9 protein-coding genes are annotated in these 11,144 nt (G+C 62.7%); 1 reads left to right on the forward strand and 8 read right to left on the reverse strand.

What is annotated here, in order from left to right:
* Positions 1-10: 10 nt before the first annotated feature.
* From fkpB to murJ, 5 genes are all read right to left on the reverse strand, one after another.
* Complete coding sequence (gene fkpB / locus CAG46_RS24770; RefSeq protein WP_003258215.1) at positions 11-448, reverse strand: FKBP-type peptidyl-prolyl cis-trans isomerase; 438 nt, start codon at positions 446-448, stop codon at positions 11-13.
* The gene (gene lspA, locus CAG46_RS24775; RefSeq protein WP_025337596.1) at positions 441-956 is read right to left on the reverse strand and encodes a signal peptidase II; all 516 of its coding nucleotides are present in this window, start codon (positions 954-956) and stop codon (positions 441-443) included. Before lspA ends, fkpB begins: the two co-directional genes overlap by 8 nt.
* Complete coding sequence (ileS, locus tag CAG46_RS24780; RefSeq protein ID WP_085618720.1) at positions 949-3,780, reverse strand: isoleucine--tRNA ligase; 2,832 nt, start codon at positions 3,778-3,780, stop codon at positions 949-951. Before ileS ends, lspA begins: the two co-directional genes overlap by 8 nt.
* On the reverse strand, positions 3,777-4,727 hold the full coding sequence (gene ribF / locus CAG46_RS24785) for a bifunctional riboflavin kinase/FAD synthetase (protein WP_025337594.1): 951 nt from the start codon (positions 4,725-4,727) through the stop codon (positions 3,777-3,779). The genes ileS and ribF overlap by 4 nt, the downstream gene beginning before the upstream one ends.
* Positions 4,728-4,845: 118 nt before the next feature.
* The gene (murJ, locus tag CAG46_RS24790; protein WP_085618722.1) at positions 4,846-6,384 is read right to left on the reverse strand and encodes a murein biosynthesis integral membrane protein MurJ; all 1,539 of its coding nucleotides are present in this window, start codon (positions 6,382-6,384) and stop codon (positions 4,846-4,848) included.
* Positions 6,385-6,634: 250 nt separating this feature from the next.
* Between murJ and rpsT the strand changes: the two genes are divergently transcribed.
* Positions 6,635-6,913 (forward strand): 30S ribosomal protein S20, encoded by a 279-nt coding sequence (rpsT, locus tag CAG46_RS24795; RefSeq protein WP_003247625.1) that lies wholly within the window; start codon positions 6,635-6,637, stop codon positions 6,911-6,913.
* 252 nt (positions 6,914-7,165) lie between these two features.
* Here rpsT and CAG46_RS24800 read toward each other — a convergent pair whose 3' ends face one another.
* The 3 genes from CAG46_RS24800 to CAG46_RS24810 are packed head-to-tail and all read right to left on the reverse strand — an operon-like array spanning position 7,166 to position 10,728.
* Entirely contained in the window at positions 7,166-9,466 is a 2,301-nt protein-coding gene (locus CAG46_RS24800; protein WP_013970748.1) for a PqiB family protein, read from the reverse strand.
* Positions 9,459-10,082: a paraquat-inducible protein A gene (locus tag CAG46_RS24805; RefSeq protein ID WP_015268842.1), complete on the reverse strand. Its 624-nt coding sequence runs from the start codon at positions 10,080-10,082 to the stop codon at positions 9,459-9,461. Before CAG46_RS24805 ends, CAG46_RS24800 begins: the two co-directional genes overlap by 8 nt.
* On the reverse strand, positions 10,069-10,728 hold the full coding sequence (locus CAG46_RS24810) for a paraquat-inducible protein A (protein ID WP_013970746.1): 660 nt from the start codon (positions 10,726-10,728) through the stop codon (positions 10,069-10,071). Before CAG46_RS24810 ends, CAG46_RS24805 begins: the two co-directional genes overlap by 14 nt.
* Between the last annotated feature and the right edge of the window lie 416 nt (positions 10,729-11,144).

Genomic DNA, 11,144 nt, shown 5'->3' on the forward strand with positions numbered 1-11,144 from the left:
GGCTCCAGGCTTACAGGGCCTTCACCTCGAGGATCTCCACCTCGAAGGTCAGGGTCTTGCCAGCCAATGGGTGATTGAAGTCGATGGTCACCTGGTCGTCATCGAACGCTTTGACCACACCCGGCAGCTCGGTGTTGGCGGCGTCGTTGAAGATGATCAACAGCCCTTCGGACAACTCCATGCCCTCGAACTGGGACCGCGGCATGACTTGCACGTTCTGCGGGTTGGGCTGGCCGAAGGCGTTCTCCGGGGCCACCACGACGGTACGCTTGTCACCGCCCTTGAAGCCGAACAGCGCGTTCTCGAAACCTGGCAGCAGGTTGCCATCGCCAACCTTGAAGGTGGCCGGGGCCTTGTCGAACGTGCTGTCGACGGTGTCGCCGTTTTCCAGGTGCAGCGCGAAGTGCAGGGTGACTTCGGTGTTCTGGCCGATACGGGTGTCAGTCATGGACCGGATCCTCGGACTTCTTGCTCTTGAACATATCCAGCGCCAGCATCACCGCACCAACGGTAATGGCGCTGTCGGCCAGGTTGAAGGCCGGGAAGTAATGGCGGTTCTGCCAGTGCACCAGGATGAAGTCGACCACATGGCCGAGCACGACGCGGTCGTACAGGTTGCCGATCGCGCCACCCAGCACCAGCGCCAGCGCCACGGCCAGCCAGGTCTCGTTGCGCCCCAGGCGCTTGAGCCACACCACCAGCACGGCACTGACCACCACGGCGATCAGGGCGAACAGCCAGCGCTGCCAGCCGGAGCTTTCCGCCAGGAAGCTGAAAGCCGCGCCAGTGTTGTAGGCCAGGGTCCAGCTGAAGTAGTCAGGGATGACGACAACCTGCTGGTACATGGTCAGGGCATTGTTGAAATACAGCTTGGTGGCCTGGTCGAGGACCAGTACCACCAGGCTCAGCCAAAGCCATGCAAGGCGCCCGAAGCGCCCCGCTGCAGGGTTAGGCATAGTGGCGCACCTCGCCGGAACCGCTCAGGTTGTCGACGCAACGGCCGCAGATTTCCGGGTGCTCCGGGTGGCTGCCGACGTCAGCGCGGAAGTGCCAGCAACGGCCGCACTTGGCGTGGCCGGACTTGACCACTTGCAGCTTGAGGCCTTCGACTTCGGTGGCCACGGCTTCGGCTGGCGCCTGCACGAACGGCACCACGCTGGCAGCCGAGGTGATCAGCACGAAGCGCAGTTCGTCGCCCAGCTTGCCCAGGTCGGCGCTCAGGCCTTCGTCGGCGTACAGGGTGACTTCAGCCTGCAGGTTGCCGCCGATGACCTTGGCGGTACGCTGGTTTTCCAGCTCCTTGTTGACCGATGCCTTGACGGCCATCACGCGGTCCCAGTAGGCGCGGTCCAGTTCGGTGCCTTCCGGCAGTTCGCTCAGGCCTTGGTACCAGCCGTTGAGCATTACCGACTCGTTGCGCTCGCCTGGCAGGTACTGCCAGATTTCGTCGGCGGTGAACGCCAGGATCGGCGCGATCCAGCGCACCAGCGCCTCGCTGATGTGGTACAGCGCGGTCTGGCAGGAACGGCGGGCGACACTGTTGGCGCCGGTGGTGTACTGGCGGTCCTTGATGATGTCGAGGTAGAAGCCGCCCAGCTCCTGCACGCAGAAGTTGTGCACCTTGGAGTAGACGTTCCAGAAACGGTACTCGCTGTAGTGCTCTTCCAGCTCGCGTTGCAGCAGCAGGGTGCGGTCTACGGCCCAGCGGTCCAGCGCCAGCATGTCTTCCGGGGCCAGCAGGTCGCGGGCCGGGTCGAAGCCGGACAGGTTGGAGAGCAGGAAGCGTGCAGTGTTGCGGATACGGCGGTAGGCGTCGGCGCTGCGCTGCAGAATCTGCTCGGAAACGGCCATTTCACCGGAATAGTCGGTAGCGGCAACCCACAGGCGCAGGATATCGGCACCCAGGGTGTTGTTGACCTTCTCCGGCTCGATGGTGTTGCCCAGCGACTTGGACATCTTGCGGCCGTTCTCGTCCACGGTGAAGCCGTGGGTCAGCAGCTCGCGGTACGGCGCGTGGCCGTCAATGGCGCAACCGGTCAGCAACGACGAGTGGAACCAGCCGCGGTGCTGGTCGGAACCTTCCAGGTACAGGTCGGCACGCGGGCCGGTGGCGTGGCCGATGTCATGCGAGCCACGCAGCACGTGCCAGTGGGTGGTACCCGAGTCGAACCACACGTCGAGGGTGTCGGTGATCTTGTCGTACTGCTCGGCTTCAGCGCCCAGCAGTTCGGCGGCGTCCAGCTTGAACCAGGCCTCGATGCCTTCCAGTTCGACGCGCTTGGCCACTGCTTCCATCAGCTCGACGGTGCGTGGGTGCAGCTCGCCGGTCTGCTTGTGCAGGAAGAACGGGATCGGTACGCCCCAGTTGCGCTGACGCGAGATGCACCAGTCCGGGCGGTTGGCGATCATCGAATGCAGGCGCGCCTGGCCCCAGGCCGGCACGAACTTGGTGTCCTCGATGGCTTTCAGTGCACGCTCGCGCAGCGGCTCGCCGGTGGTCGGCTGCTTGTCCATACCCACGAACCACTGCGCGGTGGCGCGGTAGATCAGCGGGGTCTTGTGGCGCCAGCAGTGCATGTAGCTGTGGCTGATGGTTTCGGTGTGCATCAGCGCACCGACTTCGCTCAGCTTCTCGACGATGGCCGGGTTGGCCTTCCAGATGAACTGGCCGCCGAAGAATGGCAGCGAGTCGACGTACACGCCGTTGCTCTGCACCGGGGTGAGGATGTCGTCGTTGACCATGCCGTAACGCTTGCAGGTGACGAAGTCGTCTTCACCGTAGGCTGGCGAGGAGTGCACCACGCCGGTACCGGCGCCCAGTTCGACGTAGTCGGCCAGGTAGACTGGCGACAGGCGGTCGTAGAACGGGTGGCGGAAGTTGATCAGTTCCAGCGCCGAACCCTGGGCGGTGGCGATGACCGAGCCTTCCAGGCTGTAGCGCTTGAGGCACGACTCCACCAGCTCTTCGGCCAGTACCAGCAGGCGCTCGCCGGTGTCGACCAGGGCGTACTTGAACTCCGGGTGGATGTTCAGCGCCTGGTTGGCCGGGATGGTCCACGGGGTGGTGGTCCAGATCACGATGGCGGCCGGCTTGGCCAGCGAAGCCAGGCCGAAGGCGGCAGCCAGCTTGGCCTCGTCGGCAACCGGGAAGGCAACGTCGATGGTCTGCGATTTCTTGTCGGCGTACTCGACTTCGGCCTCGGCCAGGGCCGAACCGCAATCGAAGCACCAGTTCACCGGCTTCAGGCCCTTGAACACGAAGCCTTGCTTGACCATCTCGGCCAGGGCACGGATTTCGCCGGCCTCGTTGGCAAAGTTCATGGTCTTGTACGGGTTGTCCCAGTCACCCAGCACGCCCAGGCGGATGAACTCGGTCTTCTGCCCTTCGATCTGCTCGGCGGCGTACTCGCGGCACAGCTCGCGGGTGCGGTCGGCGGACAGGTGCTTGCCGTGGGTGACCTCGACCTTGTGCTCGATCGGCAGGCCATGGCAGTCCCAGCCCGGCACATACGGCGCATCGAAGCCGGCCAGGGTCTTGGAACGGACGATCATGTCCTTGAGGATCTTGTTCAGCGCATGACCGATGTGAATCTTGCCGTTGGCATAGGGCGGGCCGTCGTGCAGGACGAACTTGGGACGATCCTTGCCAATTTCGCGCAGCTTCTGGTACAGGCCAATGCTGTCCCAGCGCTGCAGGATCTGCGGTTCGCGCTGAGGCAGGCCGGCCTTCATGGGGAAGGCGGTGTCCGGAAGGTTAAGCGTGGCTTTGTAGTCGGTCATTTCAGGCTCTTCGTTAACGGTTGAGCGTGCCAATGTGCACGTGCGGCGGCGATATCCGCATCGATCGCCGACTTCAGCGCCTCCAGGGAGGCGAATCGCTGCTCTTCACGCAGCTTGTGGTGGAACTCCACCGTCAGGCGCCGGCCGTAAAGGTCGCCGGCATAGTCCAGCAGATGAATCTCCAGGTGCGGGCGCCCGTCACCGGCAACGGTGGGGCGCACGCCGATATTGCCGACACCCGGCCAGGCCTTGCCGTCGATTTCGATGCTGGCCAGGTAGACCCCGGACAGCGGCACGCGGCGGCGCTTGAGCTGGATGTTGGCGGTAGGTGTGCCGAGCTGGCGGGCCAGCTTCTGGCCATGCAACACGCGGCCGCTGATGCGGTACGGGCGGCCCAACAGGTGCTCGGCCAGCTCGAAGTTGCCTTCGGACAGGGCCTTGCGCACTTCGGTGCTGCTGACCCGCAGGCCGTCCTGGATCACCGTGTTGGCAGCCTCGACGGTGAAGCCGTACTGCTTGCCGGCCTCGACCAGGAAGGCGAAGTCGCCAGCGCGGTCGCAGCCGAAGCGGAAGTCATCGCCCACTTCGAGGTGGCGTACACCCAGGCCGTCTACCAGGATGGCCTTGACGAAGGCATCGGCACTGAGCTTGCTCAGGCGCTGGTTGAATGCCAGGCACAACACCCGGTCGATACCCTCGGCCGCCAGCAGCTCGATCTTGTCACGCAGGCGGGCCAGGCGGGCCGGCGCGGTGTCGGGGGCGAAGTACTCGCGTGGTTGCGGTTCGAAGATCACCACGCAGGTCGGCAGGCCCAAGGCCTGGCCGCGCTCGCGCAGGCGCGCCAGGATCGCCTGGTGGCCGCGGTGAACCCCGTCGAAGTTGCCTATGGTGGCGACACAGCCCCGGTGCTCGGGGCGCAGGTTGTGAAGACCTCGAACCAGCTGCATAACGCGCTTCTTGCTCATAAAGTGGCCGATTATAACCACACCCGGGCGCCGGTGACAGGCAGCAGCGCCCAAGGGCGGCGTGGAATGCGAAAAACCGACGCCTGACCCGCCCGATGCCTTAGTGCAAGGCCTTGCGGGCGAAATGCCGAGGCCGGAAGCCGCACAGGTACAGGCAGCCGAAATAGGTCACGATGCCCGCCAGTACCAGAGCCCCCAGGCGCACCAGGCGCTCGAGCATGCTGCCCTGCTCCCAGGCCGGCAGGTAATGCATGCCGGCCAGCAACACCGCCGACATCAGCCCCACTGCCAGCACCAGCTTGAGCAGGAACATCGCCCAGCCTGGCTGCGGCTGGAACAGCTGTTGGCTGCGCAGCTTCCAGAACAGCAGGCCGGCGTTCAGGCAGGCCCCCAGGCTGATCGCCAGGGCCAGGCCGGCATGCGCGAGCGGGCCGATCAGGGCCAGGTTGAACAGTTGGGTGCAGACCAGGGTGAATACCGCGATCTTCACCGGTGTACGGATATTCTGCTGCGCATAGAAGCCGGGTGCCAGTACCTTGACCAGAATGATCGCCAGCAAGCCCACGGAATAGGCGATCAGCGCCTTCTGGGTCATGGCTGCGTCGACGGCAGTGAACTTGCCGTACTGGAACAGCGCCACGGTCAGTGGCTCGGCGAGGATGGCCAGGGCCAGGGTGCATGGCAGCACCAGCAGGAAGCACAGGCGCAGGCCCCAGTCGAGGATCCGCGAGTATTCCTCGCGGTCCTTGTTGGCGTAGGTCTTGGCCAGCGTCGGCAGCAATATGGTGCCGAGGGCCACGCCCAGCACGCCGGAAGGCAGCTCCATGAGGCGGTCGGCGTAATACATCCACGACACCGAACCGGCCACCAGGAAGGAGGCGAAGATGGTGTTGATGATCAGCGAGATCTGGCTCACCGACACCCCGAGGATCGCCGGCAGCATCTGCTTGAGCACCCGCCACACGCCGGCATCACGCAGGTTCAGGCGTGGCAGCACGAGCATGCCGATCTTCTTCAGCGCTGGCAGCTGGTACAGCAACTGCGCCAGGCCGCCCGCCAGAACGCCCCAGGCCAGAGCCATGATCGGCGGCTCGAAATACGGCGTGAGCAGCACGGCGAAGGCGATCATCGCCACGTTCAGCAGGGTCGGGGTAAAGGCCGGTACCGAGAAACGGTTCCAGGTATTGAGGATCGCCCCGGCCAGGGACGACAGCGAGATCAGCAATATATAAGGAAAAGTCACCCGCAAAAGGGCGGTGGTCAGCTCGTATTTTTCGGCACTGTCGACAAAGCCTGGTGCGGTCGCCCACACCACCCACGGTGCCGCCAGGATGCCAATGGCGGTCACCAACGCCAGAACCAGAGTCAGCAGGCCACTGACATAGGCAACGAAGGTGCGGGTCGCCTCCTCGCCTTGCTGGGTCTTGTATTCGGCCAGGATCGGCACGAAGGCCTGGGAAAACGCACCCTCGGCGAAGATGCGCCGCAGCAGGTTGGGCAGCTTGAAGGCGATGAAGAAGGCATCGGTGGCGATGCCGGCACCGAAAACACGCGCCAGGATGGTGTCGCGGACAAAGCCCAGCACCCGCGAAATCATGGTGATCGAGCTTACCGCAGCCAGGGATTTGAGCAGGTTCATCGAAAAGATTCACGCCAAGGGCAGAGGACGCTGCCAGACAGCGTCCGAATGTGCGATACTCCCGCGCCTTCGCAGGGGAGCCAAAAATTCCCGAGTTTACAGGTCGCGCAGCAGAAAGGAATATTTCCCTCTTGTTGGCGCACCGCTCGGCGGAACCTTGCAGGTGGCCTTGACATCCGTTCGACTGATCGGCATGATTCGCGGCCTATTTTGTTTGCTATTTACCTAAAGTCTTTCGAGGAGCTCGACGGTGGCCAACACACCTTCCGCCAAGAAACGTGCAAAACAGGCTGAGAAGCGTCGCAGCCACAACGCCAGCCTGCGTTCCATGGTCCGCACCTACATCAAGAATGTAGTCAAGGCCATCGACGCAAAAGACGCCGAAAAAGCGCAAGCCGCTTACGTTCTGGCTGTGCCTGTAATCGACCGTATGGCCGACAAGGGCATCATCCACAAGAACAAGGCTGCTCGTCACAAAGGCCGTCTGAATGGCCACATCAAGGCGCTGAAAGAAGCTGCAGCTGCCTAAGCGACGTGCTAGTCGAAAAACCGACCCTAGGGTCGGTTTTTTGTTGCCTGCGATTTGTGCACATCGCCGCCTCGCTGCTGCGACCTATGCAACATCGCCGATCCGCTTTTGTAGGAGCGGCCTTGTGTCGCGATCGGGCTGCGCAGCAGCCCCAGCAATATCAGCATCGACGCTGAAACCGAGGGGCTGCTGCGCAGCCCGATCGCGACACAAGGCCGCTCCTACAAAAAGCAGGGCCGTGTTTGGCCAGTGCTACTTCGCTATCTGAATCTTCGGCGCCCACTGCAGCCATTCATCCTCGGCCTTGTCGAACAAGGCGAACGTCTGCTGCGGCCGTGCCGGGTTGCCCATCTGCTCGCCATCCGGCGTGGCAAAGGCGATACCGCCGTCGATCATGGTCTCCACCGACTCGGTACGCACCGTAACCCCCTTGACCAGCCCCCAGTCGAAACCGAAGCCGCTGCTGTTCCAGAAGCGGCTACCGCTGCGCACCAGGGCCGCATAGCGCGGTTCGATCAGGATATGGATCAACACGCGGTCAGCGCTCTGGCCCAACTCGAAGCCCGTCACCTTGCCCACCGCAACCTCACGGTAGGTCACCGGCACACCCGGCTTGATCGAGCCACGGCGCGGAGCGCTCAGCGTCAACGGCAGGCCGACTTCAGGCCCTGCCACCTGCGGGGCGTCGGCCAAGGCGATGAAATCGCGCTGTGGGCCACGGTCCTTGGCAGCCGGCTGCACTTCCAGGTACTGCCCGCCCACCAGGGTGTCGAGGTTCTGCGTGCGCACCAGGCCAAAGGCCGGCTTGACCACCCAGAACTGCGTACCGACGCGGGCGATACGGTCCGCTGCTTCGGTAATGCGCGCCCGCAGCAACACCGCCTGCAAGTCATCGGTCAGGTCGACGCTCTCGACGCTACCCACATCCAGGCCGCGGAAGCGTATCGCCGTGCCAGGCTTGAGGCCGTCGGCACGGTCCACACGAATGGTGATCAACGTACCCGCGCGGTTGACCGCCTCCTGGCTGTCATGCAGGCGGAAGCGTGGAATGTGGCGTTTGAGCGGCACATCAGGCCGTGGCGTATCGAACGCGATACCACCAGCCATCAGGGTCTGCAGTGATTCACTCTTGATCTTGATGCCCGACAGGCCGCCCGTCAGGGTGATGCCACTGACATTCCAGAAGCGCGACGAACCGTTGACCAGCTTTTCGTATTCCTTCTCGATATGCACACCGATCAGGATGCGATTGCTGTTGCGGGCGAACTGGTAGCTTTGCACGCTACCCACCTTCACCTGGCGGTACATGACCGGGCTACCGACTTCCAGCGAACCCAGGGTGTCGGCGAACAGCACCATGTGCAGGCCTGGTGCCTTGAGGTCGAGCGGCGGTGCCTTGGCGCGGGCTTCGAACTCACGCTCTGGCCGCGCACCCTTCTCACCAGGGCGAATGGCGATGTAGTTACCCTTGACCAGCGCTTCCAGGCCGGTGATACCCGCCAGGGAAATCGATGGTTTGACCACCCAGAACTGCGTGCCCTCGACCAGATAATCCTCGGCCAACGGGTCCAGCGTAAGCTCGGCCGATGCACTGGCCAGGTTGTCTGCCATTGTCAGGGCTTTGAGCGAGCCCACCTGGATGCCTTTGTACATGACCGGTGTACGGCCCGCCTGCAGGCCCTCGTAATCGCTCAATTTCACCTTTACCCGGATGCCGGCCTGGGCCGCATCGAAGTCCTCATACAGACGGAACGGCAGGTTCGAGTCGGTGGGAGGGCTGTCCTTGCGGTGTTCCGGCGTGGCAAAGGCGATACCACCGGCAACAATGCTCGACAGCGATTCGCTACGCACTTTCACGCCCGAGAGCGAGGCATCGATGCTGACGCCGCTGGCATTCCAGAAACGCGTGTGCTTGCGCACCAGGCTGGCATAGGCCGGCTCGATGAAGACCTTGATCTCGACGGTGCTCTGGTCCTCGGACAGGCGATAGCTTTTGACCCGGCCAACCTGGATTTGCTTGTAGAACACCGGGCTGTCACGGTTGAGCGACCCCAGCCGCTCGGCCTTGAGGGTAAGGTGCAGGCCCGGCTCGGTGTCCGAAAGCGGCGGCGCCACCTTCAAGGCGGTAAAACGCTTGGTGCGCTCCCCCTCCCCCGGGCTGACGGCGATGTAGTTGCCTGACACCAGGGTTTCAAGGCCGGAAATACCCGCCAGGCTGACGCTCGGCTTCACCAGCCAGAAACGCGTACCTTTGGTCAGATGAGGCTCGGCAGCCTTGTTCATCTCGATGGTGGCGATCACCCCTTGGTTCTCACCCTTGGCGTCGAGCACCAGGCTTTTGACCTTGCCAACCGGCATGCCCTTGTAGATCACCTCGGTCTTGTTGGCGACGATACCCTCGCCCGACTCGAAGCGAACCTCAATTTCCACGCCGGCATCACGGTAAGCCTGCCACGCAAGCCAGCCACCGATCATCAAGGCGATCAAAGGCAGGATCCATATGGCCGACCAGTTCGAGGCTGGGCGGGTTTTAGCCGTTGGCAGGTCACTCATGGTCGTCATCCGACTCCGTGTTATCCCAAATCAGTCGGGGATCGAAAGTTAAAGCGGCAAGCATTGTCAGGATCACCACAGTTGCAAAGGCGACAGCGCCCAGGTTGGCTTCGACACTGGCTATTCGGCCGAAATTCACCACCGCCACCAGGATGGCGATGACAAAGATATCGAGCATGGACCAGCGCCCAATGAATTCGATGAAGCGGTACATCAATATCCGTTGCCGCGCCGAAAGCGGCTGCCGACGCTGAACGGAGTACAACAGCAAGCCGATGCCCACCAGCTTGAATGTGGGCACCAGGATACTGGCAATGAACACCACGGCAGCAATGGGCACCATGCCATGCTTGAGCAAGGTGATGACGCCGGACATGATCGTGTCGGGGCTGCCTTGGCCCAGGGTGCTCACGGTCATGATCGGCAGCATGTTGGCGGGGATGTACAGGATCGACGCGGCAATCAGCAGCGCCCAGGTGCGCGCGATGCTGTTCGGCCGACGGGCATGCACGATGGCACCGCAGCGTGTACAGGTTTGTGAAGTGCTGTCTGGCTGTTGCCGGTTCAGCTCGTGACACTCATTGCAGACAAGAATGCCTGCATCAATCGCCCGCATGCAGGTCCTCCCCTGATAGTGCACTCCAGATCTGGTGCGGTGACATCACCACTTCGAGCCACACCTGGATCAATAACAGGCTGATGAAGCAGAACAGCCCCAGGCCTACGGTCAGCTCGGCCAGGTCCACCAGCTTGACGATGGCCACCAGCACGCCCATGAAATAGACCTCGAGCATGCCCCAGTCACGCAAGTGGTGATAGATGCGGTAGAACAGCAGGCCGAAACTACGCCCCACGTTCAGGCGGATGCTCAGGAGCACGACCAGCTGACAGAGCAGTTTTGCCAGAGGGATGGCCATGCTGCACAAGAACACCACCACGGCCACGCCGCGCATTTCCGAGTTGTACAGGCCCAGCACGCCGCTCCAGACGGTATCGTCCGATGTCTGGCCAAGCAGGTGCAGCTGCATGATCGGCAGGAAATTGGCAGGCACAAACAGCAGCAAGGCGGTGAGTACCAGGGCCAGGCTGCGGTTGACCACATTGTGCCGATGGGCGTAGAGCTCGTAGCCGCAGCGCGGGCATTGGGCTTTCTCGTCATGCTGGAGCACGGGCTTGCGCAGCAGCAGGTCGCATTCATGGCAGGCGACAAGCTCGTCCAGCGGCAACTGGGCCAAGGTTTCAGGTTCGACAGGATTGGGCATATAGCGCTTCTGAATAGGTGCGTGGGCCTATTCTAGTGTTCTGGCTCGAATTGTGGGAGGCAACATAACAGCGGGCCTGCGCGACCATTGTAGGAGCGGCCTTGTGTCGCGATCGGGCGCGAAGCGGCCGTAAAGCCTGTATCCCGGGTCTCACAGGTAAACCGCGGCGCCTGGATTGCGGCCGCTGCGCGCCCGATCGCGACACAAGGCCGCTCCTACAGGGATCGCACAAGGCCGGGGGATTCGCACAAGGTCGGAGGATTTAGGTGAGGCTTGGGGGTTTTAGGGCCAGAAAGACAAAACCCCTACCTGCATGCGCAGATAGGGGTTTTGCGAAATGAATCTTGACGATGACCTACTCTCACATGGGGAAACCCCACACTACCATCGGCGATGCATCGTTTCACTGCTGAGTT

This window comes from Pseudomonas sp. B23(2017), assembly GCF_002113725.1.
Lineage (GTDB): Bacteria > Pseudomonadota > Gammaproteobacteria > Pseudomonadales > Pseudomonadaceae > Aquipseudomonas > Aquipseudomonas putida_Z.

Excerpts from the sequence above, each read along its gene's own strand:
- fkpB (WP_003258215.1), bottom strand. The coding sequence starts at position 448 with ATGACTGACACCCGTATCGGCCAGAACACCGAAGTCACCCTGCACTTC.
- lspA (WP_025337596.1), bottom strand. The coding sequence starts at position 956 with ATGCCTAACCCTGCAGCGGGGCGCTTCGGGCGCCTTGCATGGCTTTGG.
- ileS (WP_085618720.1), bottom strand. The coding sequence starts at position 3,780 with ATGACCGACTACAAAGCCACGCTTAACCTTCCGGACACCGCCTTCCCC.
- ribF (WP_025337594.1), bottom strand. The coding sequence starts at position 4,727 with ATGCAGCTGGTTCGAGGTCTTCACAACCTGCGCCCCGAGCACCGGGGC.
- murJ (WP_085618722.1), bottom strand. The coding sequence starts at position 6,384 with ATGAACCTGCTCAAATCCCTGGCTGCGGTAAGCTCGATCACCATGATT.
- CAG46_RS24800 (WP_013970748.1), bottom strand. The coding sequence starts at position 9,466 with ATGAGTGACCTGCCAACGGCTAAAACCCGCCCAGCCTCGAACTGGTCG.
- CAG46_RS24805 (WP_015268842.1), bottom strand. The coding sequence starts at position 10,082 with ATGCGGGCGATTGATGCAGGCATTCTTGTCTGCAATGAGTGTCACGAG.
- CAG46_RS24810 (WP_013970746.1), bottom strand. The coding sequence starts at position 10,728 with ATGCCCAATCCTGTCGAACCTGAAACCTTGGCCCAGTTGCCGCTGGAC.